This is a genomic window from Streptomyces sp. NPDC005263, assembly GCF_042872365.1.
Classification (GTDB): Bacteria; Actinomycetota; Actinomycetes; order Streptomycetales; family Streptomycetaceae; genus Streptomyces.
Window position 1 is genome coordinate 304,023 of sequence record NZ_JBIAKJ010000010.1, and the last position, 18,326, is coordinate 322,348.

Consider the following 18,326-nt stretch of genomic DNA (forward strand, 5'->3'; position numbering starts at 1 on the left):
TCCGGGCATGGAGGAGCAACTGGAGCAACTGGCGCAACTGGCCGACGACCGTGCCCTGCTGGGCCGTACCAGCACCGCGGAACGGGTCGCGGACATCCTCAGGAGCCGTATCGCCGAGGGGTACTTCCCGCCCGGGACCCGGTTGTCGGAAGACAGCATCGGCGGTGCGCTCGGGGTCTCCCGCAACACGCTGCGGGAGGCCTTCCGACTGCTCACCCACGAACGCCTGCTCGTCCACGAGATGAACCGGGGCGTCTTCGTCCGGGTCCTGAGTGTCGAGGACGTCGAGGACATCTACCGCACCCGCGACCTCGTGGAGCGCGCCGTCGTACGCGGCCTGGGCGAGCCCCCGTACGGGCTGGACCTGCTCGCCGGGGCGGTCGCCGAGGGCCGTCGGGCGGTGCGTGAAGGTGACTGGAAAGGGCTCGGTACCGCCAACATCCACTTCCACCGGGAGCTGGTCGCACTCCGCGGCAGCGAGCGCACCGACGAACTGATGCGCGGCGTCTTCGCCGAACTGCGCCTCGCCTTCCACGTCGTGGACGACCCGAAGGCGCTGCACGAGCCGTACCTGGCCCGCAACCAGACGATCCTGGAGGCGCTGCGGGCCGGAGACAGGCAGGACGCGGAGGAACAGCTGGCGGTCTACCTCGCCGACTCGCTGGAACGCGTGGTCGAGGTGTACAGGCGACGGGTCGGGGAGGACATCTGAGGGGGGCGGGCAACCGCGCGCCAGGCAGGAGGCGGACCGCGGACGGCACATCACCGGTGGCCGCCCGGCCACCGGAGGCGATCCGCGTCGTTTGGGTCGTTGTCAGACCGAGGACCTAGTCTGTGCACCGTGACTTCGCCTGCATCGACGGACAGTGTTCCGCCCCAGCTCAACGCGGGGCCGCGCCCCGCACCGGGGCCGGCCGCCGACGAGGGCCTGGCGCGCCGGCTGCGCGCGCTCGCCTGCACCGCGCCGCTGCACGACCTGGACGCGCGCAAGGCCAACCTCGCCGGCGAGTACTCGGTGTACGGCATGGCGGAGGTGGCTCTGGCCGTCATCGACCTGGTCACCCTGAACATGGACTTCGACACCGGCGCCGACCACGACCAGATAGTCGCCCGGCTCATCCCGCGTATCGCCGCCCAGGCCCCGCAGCGTCCGGTCCCGGAACACGAGCGCGTGGCCCGCTGGGTCCTGGAGAACCTGATCAACGTCGGCAGCGTCGATCGCGGCTTCCGGGCGGTGTACGGCACGTTCGCCTCGGACGGCACCTATGTGCGCCGCGACTACGACTTCAAGCTGATCGAGGAAGTGCCCGGCCCCGGTGGCTCGGTGTACCTCCGGACGACCGACGAGGCCGTCAACGTCCTGGTGGGCGCCCTCGACACCGACGTCACCAGCGCGCAGATCGCCGCCGAGGTCAAACTGGAGGTGCTGATCAGCCGGGGCCGTCTCGCGGACGCCCAACTGGCCGCCGAGCAGGCCCGGTACCGCACGGTCCAGTACTCGGAGACCCTGCGGCGGGCCCTGGACGCCACCCGGCGCAACGTCCGGGCGGTGGACTGGCTCAACACCGTCCCCGACATGATCGCCGAGGCCCTCGACCACGTGGCGGACCGGTACCGCCACGAGAACGCGATCCTCACGAACATCCGCAAGGCACGGGACGAGTCCGAGGACGCGGAGCAGAAGCGTCGCGCCGCCGAACTGGTGGACATCGTGAAGGACTGCATCCGCCGGCACACGCAGTTGCAGTCCCGCCTGCTGGAGGCCGGCCCGCTGTTCCGTGCCGAGCAGGACCGGCAGGCCTTCGCCACGCCGATGACGACGTCCGGCACGGACCTGTACGGGCATCTGCTCGCGCCGGTCCTGCCGTTGGCACTGGAGCGGGCGGTCCGGGTCACCGACGCGTTCTTCGCCCACGGGACCGGGCTGCGCACCCCGGTGTCGGTGCGGGTGGGCGACCTCGTCGACATACTGCTGACGCCGCCGATGGAGCGGGAACACCTGGGTGCGGAGATGCCGGAACCGGATCTCATCGCCACACCGGACGACAGCCGGTTCAGCGAGGAGCAGTTGGCGGCGGCGAGGCGCCTGCTCGACCTGCCGGCGGACGCACCCCGCCGACTTTCCGGACTGCTCGCCGACGCGCGCAAGCAGGACCCCGATCTGCCGTACCTGGTGGCCCTGTTGGCGGTGCACGCCGCCAGCCCCCCGGTCGGCACGGCCTACCGGCAGGGCGAGGAGAAGCTGTTGTTCTCCGTGGACGACGGAACGGAGCTGGACGACCCGGAGTTCGGTGGGGCCGACCTGATCGTGGGGACGGCCCTCCTGGACGCGGCGGGGATGGCGGCGGACCGGACGGAGGCTGCGTAGGCGTGACGTACCTCTCCATGGGCCGCCGCGGCAGGGACCGCCGCGGCACTCATCCCTGCGACATGAACCACGGCGGCAGGGACCGCCGCGACACGGACCGCCGCGGTACGAGCCACCCCGGCACCGACCACCGCCATTTGCACCACCGCCACTTGCACCACCGCCACAGGAACCACCACCACATGAACCACCCCGACAAGGAGCCCCAACCGTGACCGAGCACGCCGAGTGGAGTGAGCCGGAAGCCGGCCCCGCGCCGGCGACCGCCGCCGTCACCCCCGCCGACGCCGCCGACGCGGCGCGGCTCGTCGCCTTCGGGTTGCAGCCGAAGTTGCAGCCCGCGCGGGACCAGGAGTACACGGAGCTGCTGCGCCGCTACCGCGAGGACCCGCCGTTCGCGCGGCTCGCCGACGCCGTGGCCGCCGGGCTCGGGCTGGTGGTGCTGGAGGTGTCCCCGCGTGCCGGGATGGCGGTGACGGCCGCCGAGGACTCGGTGTTCGCCGTACGGATGGGTGACTACGCGCGCCGGACGTCCGCCGACGGCGGGGACCGGTTCCTGCACGGACTGGCGCATCTCGCCGTCGCCGCCATGGCGTTCCCGCGTCCCGAGGACCTCGCCGACGACGGGTACATCGGGCGCGTCTCCGTCAACGGCGTCGACGCGTTCGTACGACAGGCCTGCCGGCGCCTGGAGGAGCGAGCCGAGGAACAGGGCGAGAACACCGACCCGGCCACCGACGCGCCCGCACTCGAGGCCGCCTGGCGGGTCTGGGTCAGGCGCAGCGCGACCGGTGCCACCAAGGACGCGCGCCGCCTCGCCGGTTCCACCACCGGCATCGTCGGCAAGGCCGTCGCGTTCCTCACCGACTCCGGGTTCCTGCAGCGCACCGGCGACGACAACGGCGGCACGTACCGGACCACCGCCCGCTACCAGCTCCAGGTGCGGGACATGGCCGGGACCGCCGCCATGGCCGAGCTGCTCGAACTGGGCGTCGTGCCCGTGACCGACGGCACGCCGACACTGCTGCCCGCCGAGGACACCGACGAACTGGACCTGGTGGCCGACGCCGGGCTGCCCTTCCACGCGCCTTCGTCGTCCTGACCCGCCCTGCCCCCCTTCCCCCCTGATCTGACGAAGACTGACGAGAGTCCGCCATGTACGAGCTGTCCCGGGTCCGCCTCTACTCCATCGGACCCGCCGGTGCACGCTACGCCGACACCGTGCTTGACCTGCGGGGCGTGGGCGCGCCCGTGCCCGACCCCGCGCCCGCCCAGGCGGAGTTCTTCGAGGAGGAGCCCGTCGGCCCGCCGCGCCGGCCCGCGCCCGCCGGTGTGCTCTTCCTGGAGAACGGCGGCGGCAAGTCCGTCCTGCTCAAGCTGATCTTCTCCGTGATGCTGCCCGGCCACCGCAACACCCTCGGTGGCGCCAGCTCCGGTGTGCTGCGGAAGTTCCTGCTCGCGGACGACTGCGGTCACGTCGCCCTGGAGTGGCAGCACGTGCTCACGGGGGAGTGCGTGGTCGTCGGCAAGGCCAGCGAGTGGAGGGGACGACAGGTCTCCAACGACCCGCGGAAGTTCGCCGAGGCCTGGTACTCCTTCCGGCCCGGCCCCGGCCTCAGCCTGGACAGCCTGCCCGTCGCGGAGTCCACCGCCGTACGGCCGTCCGCCGAGGGCCAGTCCGGTGCACAGGGGCGGCGGCGGACCATGAAGGGCTTCCGGGACGCCATCACCGAGGCGGGCAAGGCCTACCCGCACCTGGAGGTGCACTGGGAGGAGATCCACGACCGCTGGATCGAGCACCTCGGGGACCTCGGCCTCGACCCCGAACTCTTCCGCTACCAGCGGGAGATGAACGCCGACGAGGGCGAGGCGGCCGGCCTCTTCGCGGTGAAGAAGGACTCCGACTTCACCGACCTGCTGCTGCGCGCGGTGACGGACACCCGTGACACCGACGGCCTCGCCGACCTGGTCAGCGGCTTCGGCAACAAGCTGGGCCGACGCGCCGAACTGATCGCCGAACGCGACTTCACCGCCGGGTCCGTCGACCTCCTCGGGCGGATCGTCGAGGCAGCCGAGGCCCGCTCCCGCGCACGGGACATCCACACCGGGGCCGAGCGCCGCACGAGAACCCTGGCGCGCCGGTTGTCCGCCCGCGGCGCCCGGGAGCGGGTGCGGGCCGCCGACCTCGCCCAGCGGGTCACCGCCGCGGCGGACGCCGTCACCCACACCGAGGCGGCCCGGGACCGCAGCGCACTGATCGCCGCCGAACTCGCCTACCGGCACGCCTCGTTGGCGCTCGCCGCGGCCGAGAAGTCGGCCGCGGCACAGAAACGTGAACTCGCCGACGCGCGCACCCTGCACTCCGCCTGGCAGGCCGCCGAGGCCGTGCTGCGGCATCGTGCCGCAGCCGACCGGGTGGCACGGGTGGCCACCGCGATCCAGGAGGCCGAGCGGGACGCGGCCCCCGCGCTCGCCGCCCGCACCAAGGCCGCCGTCGATCTCGTCCGCGCCCTGCACGCCGCGGCCCAGAGCGCCGAGAGCCTCGCCAACGAACAGGAGGAGCGGTCCGCCGCCCTCCAGGAGGTCGGCGAGTCGGCCTACCGGGACTCCACCTCCGCCGCCACCGAGGCGCAGCGCGCCCGCAGCGAGATCGGACATCTGCGCCAGCGCCTGACCGAGGTGGAGCAGGAGACCGCCGAGGCGGTCCGCGCGGGCTGGCTCGACGACACCGCCCCCGACGCCGACCCGGCGCGCGCGGCCCTCGCGGCCAGCGACGCCGAGAAGACGGCGGTCGCCGCCTGGGACCACGCGCGTGAGGCGTCACGCCGGGCCACCGAGCACGCCCGCGAGGCGGCCGCCGCCGAGTCCCGCGCGGAGCTGACAGCGGCCCGCGCGGAGGACGCGGCCACGGCGGCGGAACGGTCCTACGAGGCCGAACGTCGGCTCGCCGAGGCGCTGGCCCGCGAGGAGCGACTGGCGGAGCTGCTGAGCCTGACCGGCGGCGACGCTCGCCCGTCGGCGATTCCCTCACCCCGTCAGGACACCGACACCGACCCCCGGGACGGTCTCACCCCGGAGGACCTGGACCGGTTCGCCGACGAACTGCGCGAACTCCTCGACGACGCCGTCTCCTCCGCCGAGCGGCAGCTGTTCGAGCTGCGGACGGCCGCCGCCGACGACTCCCGCATCCTCGGCGCGCTCGGTGACGGCGGGCTGCTGCCGCCCGGGCCCGACGTACTGGCCACCGTGGAGTTCCTCGGTGAGCAGGGCATCCCGGCCCTGCCCGGCTGGCGCTACCTCGCCCAGGCCGTCGACCCGGCCGACCACGCGCGCGTCCTGGCCGCCCGGCCGGAACTGGTCGACGGGGTGATCATCACCGACCCGGCCACGCACGCGCGGGCCCGCGCGGCCCTGAGCGACGCCGCGCTGCTGCCGCGGTCCGCCGTGGCGGTCGGCACGGCCGCCGCCCTGCTCGCACCGACCCCGGCGCCCGACGCGGACGGCGGTGACGTCTTCCTCGTACCGCCGAACCCGGCCATGCACGACGAACACGCCGCCGACGAGGAGCGTCAGGCGCTGCGTGCCCGAGCCACCGAGCGGGACGAGGAGATCCGGGGCCTGGCGGCGCGGCTCGGCAAGGACCGGGAGCTGGCGGCCCGGCTCTCCTCCTGGCGCACCGGCTGCCCGGCGGGACGGCTGGTGGAGCTGTCCCGGGCCGCCCAGGACACGCGTGTCTTCGCCCAGGAGTCCGAGGCCGAACTGACCGAGGCGCGGACCGTGCGGGCCGAGGCCGACGAGGCCGCCGCCGAGGCCGCGCAGGTCCGCGACGAACGGCAGGAGACCGCCCAGAAGGCCCGGCGGGCCGCTGACGCTCTCGCCGGGCTCGCCTTCCGGCTGCGGGAACGGGCCGGCTGGCAGGTCAAGGTGCGTGAACTCGCCGACGAGGCGGCCGAGTCGGAAGCCCGAGCCCAGACCTGCCTGGACCGTGCCCGCGCCGCCGACGAGGACCGGCGTGCCGCCCAGCGCGCCGCCGACGACGCCCGCCGCACGGCCCGGGTGCTGCGCGCCGAGCGCTCCGAGATCGCCGGTGCCCCCGACGACGTGTCGCAGGGCGGTTCGGACGAACCCGGGACGTCCCTGCCCGCTCTCCGCGAGGCCTATCGGGCCGCCTCCCAGGTGTACGAGAAGGTCGGCGTCGGCGCCGATCTGCGCACCGAGCAGGCCCGGGCGGAGAGCGACGAGAGCGCCGCGCGGTCCGACCTGGACCGGCTGACCAACAAGGTCCGCACGCGCGCGGAGCAGCTGCTCCAGTCGCCCGACGGCTCCGACGGGCCGTCCCGGCAGGCGGCCGTGGCGCGCGCCGACGAACTGGTGCAGCTCCTGGAGACCCGGATGTCCAGCGCGAGCGAGCAGCTCGGACGGCTGCGGGGCGAGGCCGAGCGGCACGCTCCCGAGGACGGCGACGCGCACACCGAACTGCCCGAGGAGCAGCAGCCCCGCGACGCCGAGCACGCACAGGCGCTGCTGCGCACCGCCACCGCCGAACTGGCCTCGCGCACCGAGGCGTTGGGCCAGGCCCGGGACGCGCACGCCGAACTCCTCGACGCGCACCGGGCCGCCGAGGACGCGGTCGGCGGCTTCGACGAGATCGCCGCGATGCTCCGCGACCTGCTGCGCGAACACACAACGGAGGAGGAACCGGAGGAGCCCGAGCCGTACCCGGGCAGCCTGGAGGAGGCACGGCAGTCCGCCGCCGAGGCCCGCCGGTCCCTGCGCGGCTGCGCCACCGACCTGTCCGCCGCCGAGGGCGCCGTGCGCGAGGCCAGTGACATCCTCGTCCGCCACGCCAACTCCACCCGCTACGAGCAGGTCCGCACGCCCGCCCGGCAGCAGATCCGTGAGCTGCCCGCGTCCGCGCTGCCCGAGCACGCCCAGAAGTGGGCCGACGCCTTCGCGCCCCGGCTCCGGGTCCTCACCGACGAGTTGGCTCAGCTGGAGCGGAACCGGGACTCGATCGTGGACCGGCTCCGGGGGCTGGTGGAGTCGGCGCTCGCCACCCTCCGATCCGCGCAGCGGCTGTCGCGGCTGCCGGAGGGGCTCGGCGAGTGGTCGGGGCAGGAGTTCTTGCGTATCCGCTTCGACGAGCCCGACCAGGCCACCCTCACCGAGCGGCTCGGCGAGGTCATCGACGAGGCGACCCGCGCGGCCGTCAAGAAGAACTCCGACCTGCGGCGTGACGGCATGTCCCTGCTGCTGCGCGGGGTCGCCGCGGCGCTCCAGCCCAAGGGAGTCGCCGTCGAGATCCTCAAGCCGGACGCCGTACTGCGCGCCGAGCGGGTGCCCGTCGGGCAGATGGGCGACGTGTTCTCCGGCGGTCAGCTGCTGACGGCGGCCATCGCCCTGTACTGCACGATGGCCGCGCTGCGCTCGAACGACCGGGGGCGCGACAAGCACCGGCACGCCGGCACGCTGTTCCTCGACAACCCGATCGGCCGCGCCAACGCCACCTACCTGCTGGAGCTCCAGCGAGCCGTGTCGGACGCGCTCGGTGTCCAGCTCCTCTACACCACCGGCCTCTTCGACACGACCGCGCTGGCCGAGTTCCCGCTGGTCATCCGGATGCGCAACGACGCCGACCTGCGGGCCGGGCTGAAGTACATCAGCGTGGAGGAACACCTCAGGCCGGGACTGCCCGAGGCTCCCGCCGGGGAGGACACGCACAGCGAGATCACGGCGACACGGATGTTCAAACGTCCGGCGCCGACAGCACCCTGAGAGGCGCGGGGCGGGTGCGGGACCGGCCACAACCGGTCCCGCACCCGCCCCGCGACCTTGACCACGGACTCCTCAGGCATCGGCTTCCAGCAGATCCGCGAAGGGTGTGCCGGCCGTGACGCGGGTCAGCCGACCAACCCCGCGAGGCCGGGGCCGTGTTGCGCCAGATGCGCTGCTCCTCAGGCGGGCGCGGCGGCGTACGACTGCCGGGTGATCCGTGAACCGCCGTGGCCGGAGCCGCGGTTGTGCACCGGACCGAACTTCTCCAGGCCGAGCACCCGGGCACCGCGCGCGGACAGGTGATGGGCGGCGGCGCTGCCCATGCCGCCGAGACCGATGACGATCACGTCGTATGTGGGGGACATTCCAAGCCTCCTGAGGGGGGGCGCGTCAGCAGCGGATGCGGGTCATGGCCGAACTCCCACCATCTGTGGGCCCAGTTCGGGCCGCATCTGTGGGAACCCTTGACGCGACGGTTGTCCCGCCCGGATTCTGTTGCGCACAGCGCTCGCGCACGCGCGATGTGAAACATCATGTATCGAAGCGTCAAGTGCCCGGAAGGGGCCGGACAGCCCGGACCGACGCGGGGTCGGCACCTTCCGACTTGCTGGACCAGTGCCGCCCCAGCACACCCTGACCTCTGGACCGACACCGGTCCGACTCGCTGTTCCCGCCTGGACCACACAGCGTCCGGACCGAGTGTCCCGGACCGAGAGGGGCGCCCGTGATACCTGTCTGCCGCCTCGAAGACCTCCCCGAGGGCGAGTCCGTCCGCGTCGAGACGACACCGCCCGTCGCCGTGTTCCGCACGGACGACGGCGAGCTGTACGCCATCGACGACACCTGCACCCACCAGGACGCCTCCCTCTCCGAGGGCTGGCTGGAGGGCTGTCTGATCGAATGCCCGCTGCACGCGGCTTCTTTCGATCTCCGTACGGGCCGGCCGACCTGTCTGCCGGCCCGGCGGCCCGTGCGCACCCACCGCGTGACCATCGACGACGGCGTCGTCCACGTCCACCTCACCGCCGAGGAGGGGACAGCCGCCTGAGGACCCTGACCGTCGTCGGCGCTCTTCTCGCCGGTCTGTACGTGGCCCGGGAGCTGGAAGGGCGGCCGGGTTGCATGGTCCCCTTTGCCGGCGCCCACAGACGGCGTCCATGGGGACCACGGACCTCCTACGGGTGCGCCACCTGCCCGGTGCGCTCCCGCCGGCGTATCCGCTCCTGGGCCCGCTCGGTGACCCGCGCCTGGCGCCGGGCCTTGCGCCGCTCGCGCCGCAGGGCGCGCGCGGTGCTGCTGGGCGTGGACACCACTCCGTTGCGCTGGTTCCACACCTGCCGGGTCACCCAGACGTCGAGCACGGCCCAGGTCGCCAGCACGGTGCTGGCCACACCGCTCAGCACCATCGGGAACGCCAGCCAGGAACCGGCCATGGTGCACAGGAAGGCCACCATCGCCTGGATCAACGTCACCGAGATGATCAGTACCGCCCGGACCGCCGATGTCCGCACGGGATCGGGCAACCGGCGACGCCGCGCCCGCTCCTCGACCCACAACGGCCGGTAGGACGGCTGCTCTTCGGCTACGTCACTCGCTCCGGCCGCGCTCTCCCGCTCCGCCGGGCCGTCCGCCGAGGCCGTTCTCCCCACGGGCCCGCCCCTCGCCCCTGGTCCGTCCGCCGGAATGTCGTGATCCGACGCCTCGAGGGCCGGTCGTGCCGTCAGATGTGCCACCACGTCGTCCGACCCGCCGTCGGACGGCGCCTCGTGCCGCTCCGCCGTGCCCATCAACATGTCACTCCCCACCGCCAGCAGACCGCTCGCCCCGCGTCCGAAGACCCGGCTCCCCAGTGGCTGCCCGGCTTGCGCTCTTTTACGCCGCCCGGGTTACGGGATGCGGCTCCTGTGGCCGATTCCGCCCCCAACTCCCACAGAGAAGGACGAACAATGCGCCGCCAAGATTCCCAAGGAACGTAAAAATCCAGCCAACTGGCCATCCGACCCGCTCCGTCCATCCCGCCCGAGGTCAGGAAAGGGCAGGGGACGATCTCCCTCAATGACGGGACAACTCCCCATGATTCGCCGCAGGTGCGGAAGTTCGAGGTCCGGACCGGCCTTCGAGTTAACTGGCCGTCGGTAGTAGGCTCGCGCCGTTTGTTGACGCACATGTGTACCCCCTGTCGAGAGGGGGTCGAGCTGGGGGAGGCCATGCGCTTTCGCGGGAAATCGATCCGCCGGAAGATCGTGGCGCTGCTCCTTGTGCCGCTGGTGTCCCTGATCGCGATCTGGGGCTTCGCCACGGTACTCACGGGCCGGGAAGTGGCCCAGCTGTTCCATGTCTCGTCCATCGTCGAGAAGGTCGGCTACCCCACCGAGGACACCGTCCGCGTCCTGCAACAGGAACGCCGCCAGACACTCGTCTACCTCGCCGATCCCCGGGCGTCCGACGCGCTGTCCGCGCTCCGCACCACCCGGAACGCCACCGACGACGCCGTCACCAAGCTCCGTGCGAACGCGAAGGACCCGGACCTCCGCGACAGCCTGGACGCGGACGACGACGCACGCGTCACCGCCGTCCTGGACGCCTTCAACGGCATCGACTCGCTGCGGCGCAGCGTCGAGGAGGGCACCGTGACCCGGTCCCAGGCCCTCGACCTGTACAACCGACTCGTCGATCCGTGCTACGCCCTGCTGGCCTCGCTCGACGGCGTCGACAGCGTCGAGCTGGACAAACAGGCCCGGGCTCTGGTGAACATCACCCGCGCCCGCGAACTGCTCTCCCGTGAGGACGCTCTGCTCGGTTCCGCCCTCGTGGTCGGGAAGCTCTCCCGCGAGGAGGTCCGGGACGTCACCGACCTCGTCGCCCAGCGCACCCTGCTGTACGACATCAGCCTGCCGGTGCTGCCCCCTGCGGAGCGTGAGCGCTACGAGAGCTTCTGGAAGAACGCGAACTCCGCCCCCCTGCGGTCGGCCGAACAGGCGGTCATCACCTCCGATCCCGGCACCGCGGGTTCCGTCACCGCCAAGAACTGGGACGCGGCCGCCGGCAGCGCGCTCGACGACCTCTCCACCCTCGACGACCAGGCCGGCGACCGCTATCAGGACCGGGTCCGCCCGAACGCCATCGGTGTCATCGTCAAGGCGTCCGTCGCCGGGGCCCTCGGTCTCATCGCCCTGCTGACCTCGCTCGTCCTCTCGGTGCGCGTCGGCCGCACCCTCATCCGCGACCTGCGGCAGCTGCGCCTGGAGGCCCACGAGGCGTCCGGGGTACGGCTGCCCAGCGTGATGCGTCGCCTCTCCGCGGGGGAACAGGTGGACGTGGAGACCGAGGTCCCGCGGCTGGAGTACGACAAGAACGAGATCGGCGAGGTCGGCCAGGCCCTCAACACCCTGCAGCGTGCGGCTGTCGAAGCGGCCGTCAAGCAGGCCGAACTCCGGGCCGGTGTCGCCGAGGTCTTCGTGAACCTCGCCCGCCGCAGCCAGGTCCTGCTCCACAAGCAGCTCACCCTGCTCGACAGCATGGAACGCAGGACCGAGGACACCGACGAACTCGCCGACCTGTTCCGCCTCGACCACCTGACCACCCGGATGCGCCGGCACGCCGAGGGTCTGGTGATCCTCTCCGGCGCCGCCCCCTCCCGGCAGTGGCGCAAGCCGGTGCAGCTCATGGACGTCGTCCGTGCCGCCGTGGCCGAGGTCGAGGACTACGAGCGCATCGAGGTCCGACGGCTTCCCAGGGTCGCCGTCACCGGCCCGGCCGTGGCGGACCTCACGCACCTGGTCGCCGAACTCCTGGAGAACGCCACGGTGTTCTCCCCGCCGCACACCGCCGTCCAGGTCCTGGGCGAGCGCGTGGCCAACGGCTTCACCCTGGAGATCCACGACCGCGGCCTCGGCATGGCGGCCGACGCGCTCCTGGACGCCAACCTCCGGCTCGCCGAGACGCCGGAGTTCGAACTGTCCGACACCGACCGGCTGGGCCTGTTCGTGGTCAGCCGGCTCGCCCAGCGACAGAACGTCCGGGTCTCCCTGCAGCCGTCGCCGTACGGCGGCACGACAGCCGTCGTCTTCATCCCGGACACCCTGCTCACGGACGACGTGCCGGACACCAACGGCATCGGCTTCCGCCTCGACCGGTCCCACCCGTCCAAGGAAGCCGAACTGGAAGAGGCCCGTCGCGCCCCGCTCTCCGCGGCGCCGACGCACTCGCCGGGGTTGGCTCCCGCGGTCCTGAACGGCCCGGTCGAGCTGGAGGCCCCCGTCGACCTGGACGCTCTGGACGACTTCCCGGGCGCTCTCGAGGACGAGGACAGCGAACGCGGCGGACTGTTCCGCCCACGCCGGTCCGCGCGTACCGACGACACCACGGTGGGCCGCCGGGGCGAGGAGCACGAGAAACCGCACGAGACCACCGGTTTCGGCGGTACGCGATCGGTCGACACGGACGATGTGGACGCCCCAGCTCAGCTGCCCCGCCGAGGCACCCCCAAGCTGGTCAGCTCGCACGGACGTCCGGTCACCGAGCAGCGGTCGCGCCGCGAGGAGATGGACGAGCAGGACCCGACGGGCCCGAGCAGGTCGCGCTCGCAGGCGCCGCCGCCGCTGCCCGCCCGCCGTCGCGGTGCAGGCCAGCCACTGCGTGCCACCGGCGTCGCCGACCGCCTGGACGAACAGCGCACCGAGTCCTCCACGTCTGCGGCGTCCCCGAGCCGGGAGCGCGGCACTTCGCCCGAGGCGCCCGCGCTCCCCAGGCGCACCCGCCGTAGCGAGATCGCGTCGAGCGGCCCGAGCAGCCTGGGCGCACCGAGCGAGACCTCCCGCGACCCCGACGGCCGCGCGGCGGCACGGGAACCCGGCGCCGGATCCGCCCGGCCAGGGTTGGGTTCCGACCCGGCGAGAATGGGTTCCGGTCCTGGGAGGCAGGTCCCGGCTCCCGGGCCGGGGGACGCCCCGTCCGGCACGGCCCCGCTGCCGCGCCGGGTCCGGCAGGCCAACCTGGCTCCGCAGCTGAGAAAGGGCCCCGAGCCGCGCACCGACGACCGGTCCCGGCTCGACGAACGGGACGCCGACGAGGTACGCAGCCGCATGGGCTCGCTCCAGCGTGGCTGGCAGCGCGGCCGTGAGGAGAACGCCGCGGGTGATGACACCCAGAGCGGCACAGCACCACAACGAACGACAAAGGGGGACGGTCGATGACCGCACCGAAGCCGACCGGCCACACCGCGATCGAGAGGTCCGGCGAGCTCAACTGGCTCCTGGACGACCTGGTGGACCGCGTCGCGAGCATCCGCAAGGCTCTCGTGCTGTCCGGCGACGGGCTGCCGATCGGGCTTTCCGCCGACCTGACCCGCGAGGACAGCGAGCATCTGGCCGCCGTCGCCTCCGGGTTCCACAGCCTCGCCAAGGGAGTGGGCCGCCACTTCGAGGCGGGCAGCGTCCGGCAGACGGTGGTGGAGCTGGACGAAGCCTTCCTGTTCGTCACCGCAGCCGGCGACGGCAGCTGCCTGGCCGTGCTCTCGGACGCCGACTCGGACGTGGGTCTGGTCGCCTACGAGATGACGCTCCTGGTGAAGCGGGTCGGCGCGCATCTGAGTGCCGCTCCGCGCACCGATCTGCCTCAGGGCGGGTAGTGGGATGGCATGAGCACAGACGGTCAGGGAAGAAGTCACTGGTTCGACGACGAGGCCGGACCGGTCGTCCGTCCGTACGCCATGACGCGGGGCCGCACCACCAGTGCGGCCCAGCACCGCCTCGACCTCATCGCGGTGGTCGTCACGGAAAGCCACGCGGACGACCCGGAAGGCGACCACACGCTCTCCCCGGAGCACGTGGACATCGTCGACCTGTGCCGTGACGCCCCGCAGTCGGTCGCCGAACTGTCCGCCGAACTCAACCTGCCCATCGGAGTGATACGGGTCCTCATAGGGGACCTGGTGGACGCGGAGTTCGTCCACGTGAACCGGCCCGTGCCGCCGGCGGAACTGCCGGACGAGAGCATCCTGCGCGATGTGATCAACGGCCTCCGGGCGCTGTGACCGGGCTCCCCGTCCCGAAGGAGGCGGTTCTGTGAGCGCCGTGAGGCGCTCACAGACGGCCGTCGGGGAGATCGTGTGCAGGGTGGCAGACAATCGGTCAGGAACCGGTCCGCCGAGCGGAATCCGCCGGTCCGGACCGGGCGTCGAACCGACGCTCCCGATATGATCTGACTGATCGTCGACAACCGTCCGCGGCAGCCCGACCGGCAGCCCACGGACACGGTGCCCAACAGCGCGACCGGGGAGACGGACGTGAGGACATCAAGCCCCCATCAAGCAGGAGAAGAGATCGATGATCTTCGGGCGTTCTGAGCGCGGCAAGCCTCCGGTCGAGCCCGTCACGTTCAAGATCCTGGTGGCCGGCGGCTTCGGCGTGGGCAAGACGACCCTCGTCGGAGCGGTCAGCGAGATCAGGCCGTTGCGCACCGAGGAGTACCTCACCGAGGCCGGCCGCCCCATCGACGACCTCAGCGGTGTGGAAAGCAAGCACACCACCACCGTGGCGATGGACTTCGGCCGCATCACGCTGCGCGAGGACCTCGTGCTGTACCTGTTCGGAACTCCCGGACAGGAGCGGTTCTGGTTCATGTGGGACGAGCTGTCGGAGGGCGCACTCGGCGCCGTCGTGCTCGCCGACACCCGCCGCCTGGAGGACTGCTTCGCCGCCGTCGACTACTTCGAACGGCGTTCCATACCCTTCGTCGTCGGCGTCAACTGCTTCGAGGGATCCGTCCGTTACCCGCAGGACGACGTACGCCAGGCTCTCGACCTCGACGACGACGTACCGGTGCTGCTGTGCGACGCCCGTGACCGGGGGTCGGTCAAGGAAGTCCTCATCGGTGTCGTCCGGCACGCGATGGCCTACACGGCGCAGCACCGCCAGACCGTCACGACCTGAGGTGGGCGCGGCCCCCGACGGCCCGCCCCGCCCCTCACCGCACCGCGACCACCGCCGACCCGTGACCGAACAGCCCCTGGTTCGCCGTGATCCCCACGCGCGCGCCCTCGACCTGCCTGTCGCCCGCGACTCCCCGCAGCTGCCAGGTCAGTTCGCAGACCTGGGCGATCGCCTGGGCCGGAACGGCCTCACCGAAGGAAGCGAGTCCCCCGCTGGTGTTGACGGGTATGCGCCCGCCGAGCGCCGTCGCGCCCTCTCGCAGCAACTTCACGCCCTCGCCCTGCGCGCACAGCCCCAGGTCCTCGTACCACTGCAACTCCAGGGCGGTGGACAGGTCGTACACCTCGGCGAGGGAGAGATCCTCGGGTCCGAGGCCTGCCTCCTCGTAGGCCGACCGCGCGATGGAGGCCCGGAACGGCTCCGTGGGGGGCTCGACCGTGGCCGCGGAGTCCGTCGCGATGTCGGGCAGGTCCAGCACCGTGTTGGGGTAGCGCGGCGTCACCGTGGACACGGCCCGGATCCGCACCGGCTCCGCCACCCCCTGCCGACGCGCGAACTCCATGCTCGACAGCACCACGGCCGCCCCGCCGTCCGAGGTCGCGCAGATGTCGAGCAGTCGCAGCGGATCGGCGACCACGGCGGAGGCGGCGACCTCCTCGGAGCTGACCCGCTTGCGGTAGCGCGCGTACGGATTCAGCGCGCCCAGTGCCGCGTTCTTCACCTTGACCTGCGCGAAGTCCTCCGTGGTGTCCCCGTACAGGGCCATCCGCCGACGCGCGTACAGCCCGAAGTACGTCGGATTGGTGGCCCCCAGCGCCCGGAAGCGCAACCAGTCCGGGTCGTCGGGCCGGTCCCCGCCCGCGGGCCGGAAGAAGCCCTTGGGCGCGGCGTCCGCCCCGACCACGAGCACCACGTCCGTCAGACCCGAAAGGATCTGCGCACGCGCGGCGTCGATGGCCTGCGCTCCTGACGCGCATGCCGCGTACACGCTCGCGACCCGCGCTCCCTGCCAGCCCAGCGCCTTCGCGAAGGTCGCCCCGGCCACATAGCCCGGGTAGCCGCCGCGCACGGTGTCCGCGCCGACGATCGAGCCGACCTCCCGCCAGTCCAGTCCGGCGTCGACGAGCGCGGCGCGCGCCGCCACGACGCCGTACTCGACGAATCCGCGGCCCCACTTGCCCCATGGATGCATGCCGGCGCCGAGCACCGCCACCTCTCGAGTCATGCCGTCGCCCCCGTTGCCCCCGTCGCCCTCGTCGGCCGCCACTGCCACGTCGTCCAGGTGGTCGTCGCGTCCTCATGGAGCACGCCACGCACCACCTCCACCTCCATGCCCACCGCCAGATCGCTGACGGTGACCCCGGGAACCGCCTGTCCCACCACCACCATCCGTTCTGCCGCCAGCTCCACAGCGATCAACGCGTACGGCTCCCAGGGAAGTTCCGGGTCGGTCACATAGGGTGACGGAGGCCGGTAGTGCGCATCCGTGTACGACCAGATCCGCCCGCGCCGGGAGAGAGGCGTTTCCTCCAGGTCGCCGCCGAGGCACCCGGGATTACGGCAATGGGTGTCCTCGCGAGGGAAGAACACCGATGAACAGACGCGGCAGCGGGTGCCCAGGAGCCGGAAGTCGTCCCCGTCGCCGGTGAACCATCCGGCGACCACGGGCGTCGGTGTGCGCGGCAAGGTCCCTCCCCATCAACAGACCTGACGGAACGTCAGAAGTGTGCCACGAGCGTCACTCCATGGGCAGGCCCGCCGTCGAAGCGCCTTTCGAGGGGGATCTCGAGGAGAACACACCCGATCACTTCCCCGCGGGAACGCATACCTGATAAACGCAGGAGACATGACACGACTCTCCAGCGCATTACGCGGTCCCGTCACCACGTTCGCCGCCCTGCTGATCGTCACCGCCGTCACCGCCGTCACCGCCCCCGCTCGTGCGAGCGCCGAGCCGAAGGCGCCGGCGGAGTTCGTGGCGCTGCGAAGGGTGGATCCGACGATCATCCAGGAGATGCGTTACGTCACCCCGCACAACTTCGTCGGTGAGCGCGTCGACGGCTACCAGCAGCCTCTCTGCATCCTCACCCGGCCAGCCGCGCAAGCGCTCCACCAGGCGCAGAGCGAGCTCCTGCGCAAGGGGTACACCCTCAAGGTCTACGACTGTTACCGCCCACAGCGCGCCGTGGACCACTTCGTCCGCTGGGCCGAGGACCTCGACGACCAGACCATGAAGGGCGAGTTCTACCCGGACGTCGACAAGACCCGCCTGTTCGACGACGGTTACATCGCCGAGAAGTCCGGCCACAGCCGCGGCTCGACCATGGACCTGACGCTGGTGAAGCTCCCCGCCAAACCCACCAGGCCGTATCGGCCCGGAGAGTCCCTGGTCCCCTGTCACGCGCCCAAGAGCGAGCGCTTCCCGGACAACTCCGTCGACATGGGCACCGGATACGACTGCTTCGACACGCTCTCCCACACCCTCGACCCCCGCGTCCAGGGTGAACAGCGGGCCAACCGCCTGCTCCTGAAGAGCGTCCTGGAGGGCCGCGGCTTCACCAACCTCGCCGAGGAGTGGTGGCACTACACCTTCAAGCCCGAGTCCTACCCGGACACCTACTTCGACTTCCCGGTGTCCGAGAAGTCGCTGACCACCCATGACTGAGCCGCCTCCGGAAAACGCCCTTCCGATGATCGGATACAGTCCGCCGCGTGTCCGAAACTCAGTTCCCCACCCGCAACTCCGCGCCCGGCTCCCACTGTTCGAGCTGTGGAACTCCTTACGGAGAGGGCGTCTCCGGCTGGCCCCGCACCTGCCCGGCCTGCCACACCGTGGCCTACCGCAATCCACTCCCGGTGGCGGTGGCCCTGCAGCCCGTCTACGACACCCAGGGCACCGCTCTCGTGGTCATCACCCGAACCGTGGCCCCCGCGCGCGGAGGCATCGCGCTGCCCGGCGGCTTCGTCGACGACCGCGAGGACTGGCGGCACGCCCTGATCCGTGAGCTCAGGGAAGAGACCGGCATCGAAGCGGCGAGCCGTGACGTGCGGCTCGTCGACGCGCTGAGCTCGCCCGACGGACACCTCCTGCTGTTCGGGGTCCTGCCGGAGCGCCCCGCCGACGGCCTGCCGCCCTCCGCGGCCACCGACGAGACGGAGGGCTGGCAGCTGCTGCGCAGGCCGGAGGAGCTCGCCTTCCCCCTGCACACCCTGGCAGCCCGGGCATGGTTCGAGGGCCGGTACGCCTGACG

General features: G+C 72.0%; 14 protein-coding genes and 1 pseudogene. 11 read left to right on the forward strand and 4 right to left on the reverse strand.

What is annotated here, in order from left to right; translation table 11 throughout:
- Positions 1-7 precede the first annotated feature (7 nt).
- The 4 genes from ACFYRY_RS36120 (at position 8) to ACFYRY_RS36135 (ending at position 8,143) form a co-directional block, all read left to right on the forward strand.
- Positions 8-712, forward strand: coding sequence for a GntR family transcriptional regulator (locus ACFYRY_RS36120; protein WP_389155545.1), 705 nt, complete (start codon positions 8-10; stop codon positions 710-712).
- 129 nt (positions 713-841) lie between these two features.
- Positions 842-2,368: a hypothetical protein gene (locus ACFYRY_RS36125; RefSeq protein ID WP_389155548.1), complete on the forward strand. Its 1,527-nt coding sequence runs from the start codon at positions 842-844 to the stop codon at positions 2,366-2,368.
- A gap of 211 nt (positions 2,369-2,579) precedes the next feature.
- Positions 2,580-3,470 carry a hypothetical protein gene (locus tag ACFYRY_RS36130; protein ID WP_389155551.1) on the forward strand — a complete coding sequence of 297 codons (891 nt, stop codon included), beginning with the start codon at positions 2,580-2,582 and terminating at the stop codon, positions 3,468-3,470.
- A 53-nt stretch (positions 3,471-3,523) separates the two neighbouring features.
- A complete protein-coding gene (locus ACFYRY_RS36135) occupies positions 3,524-8,143 on the forward strand; it encodes a hypothetical protein (RefSeq protein ID WP_389155554.1) in 4,620 nt (1,539 codons plus the stop codon).
- Positions 8,144-8,325: 182 nt separating this feature from the next.
- Here ACFYRY_RS36135 and ACFYRY_RS36140 read toward each other — a convergent pair.
- Positions 8,326-8,508, reverse strand: a pseudogene (locus ACFYRY_RS36140) (FAD-dependent oxidoreductase); the annotation flags it as partial.
- Between the two features lie 359 nt (positions 8,509-8,867).
- Here ACFYRY_RS36140 and ACFYRY_RS36145 point away from each other — a divergent pair.
- Positions 8,868-9,191, forward strand: coding sequence for a bifunctional 3-phenylpropionate/cinnamic acid dioxygenase ferredoxin subunit (locus ACFYRY_RS36145; RefSeq protein WP_389155556.1), 324 nt, complete (start codon positions 8,868-8,870; stop codon positions 9,189-9,191).
- Between the two features lie 127 nt (positions 9,192-9,318).
- Here ACFYRY_RS36145 and ACFYRY_RS36150 read toward each other — a convergent pair whose 3' ends face one another.
- Entirely contained in the window at positions 9,319-9,930 is a 612-nt protein-coding gene (locus ACFYRY_RS36150) for a hypothetical protein (RefSeq protein WP_389155628.1), read from the reverse strand.
- A 420-nt stretch (positions 9,931-10,350) separates the two neighbouring features.
- Between ACFYRY_RS36150 and ACFYRY_RS36155 the strand changes: the two genes are divergently transcribed.
- From ACFYRY_RS36155 to ACFYRY_RS36170, 4 genes are all read left to right on the forward strand, one after another.
- On the forward strand, positions 10,351-13,338 hold the full coding sequence (locus ACFYRY_RS36155; protein ID WP_389155559.1) for a nitrate- and nitrite sensing domain-containing protein: 2,988 nt from the start codon (positions 10,351-10,353) through the stop codon (positions 13,336-13,338).
- On the forward strand, positions 13,335-13,772 hold the full coding sequence (locus ACFYRY_RS36160; RefSeq protein ID WP_389155562.1) for a roadblock/LC7 domain-containing protein: 438 nt from the start codon (positions 13,335-13,337) through the stop codon (positions 13,770-13,772). The genes ACFYRY_RS36155 and ACFYRY_RS36160 overlap by 4 nt, the downstream gene beginning before the upstream one ends.
- A 9-nt stretch (positions 13,773-13,781) precedes the next feature.
- Positions 13,782-14,177: a DUF742 domain-containing protein gene (locus tag ACFYRY_RS36165; protein WP_389155565.1), complete on the forward strand. Its 396-nt coding sequence runs from the start codon at positions 13,782-13,784 to the stop codon at positions 14,175-14,177.
- Between the two features lie 292 nt (positions 14,178-14,469).
- A complete protein-coding gene (locus tag ACFYRY_RS36170; RefSeq protein ID WP_389155568.1) occupies positions 14,470-15,075 on the forward strand; it encodes an ATP/GTP-binding protein in 606 nt (201 codons plus the stop codon).
- 34 nt (positions 15,076-15,109) lie between these two features.
- Here ACFYRY_RS36170 and ACFYRY_RS36175 read toward each other — a convergent pair whose 3' ends face one another.
- On the reverse strand, positions 15,110-16,300 hold the full coding sequence (locus ACFYRY_RS36175) for a lipid-transfer protein (RefSeq protein WP_389155571.1): 1,191 nt from the start codon (positions 16,298-16,300) through the stop codon (positions 15,110-15,112).
- Entirely contained in the window at positions 16,297-16,740 is a 444-nt protein-coding gene (locus ACFYRY_RS36180) for a Zn-ribbon domain-containing OB-fold protein (protein WP_389155631.1), read from the reverse strand. Before ACFYRY_RS36180 ends, ACFYRY_RS36175 begins: the two co-directional genes overlap by 4 nt.
- A gap of 181 nt (positions 16,741-16,921) precedes the next feature.
- Between ACFYRY_RS36180 and ACFYRY_RS36185 the strand changes: the two genes are divergently transcribed.
- Both ACFYRY_RS36185 and ACFYRY_RS36190 read left to right on the forward strand, forming a co-directional pair.
- The gene (locus tag ACFYRY_RS36185; protein WP_389155574.1) at positions 16,922-17,740 is read left to right on the forward strand and encodes a M15 family metallopeptidase; all 819 of its coding nucleotides are present in this window, start codon (positions 16,922-16,924) and stop codon (positions 17,738-17,740) included.
- A 47-nt stretch (positions 17,741-17,787) separates the two neighbouring features.
- A complete protein-coding gene (locus ACFYRY_RS36190) occupies positions 17,788-18,324 on the forward strand; it encodes an NUDIX domain-containing protein (RefSeq protein WP_389155577.1) in 537 nt (178 codons plus the stop codon).
- The last annotated feature ends 2 nt before the right edge of the window (positions 18,325-18,326 follow it).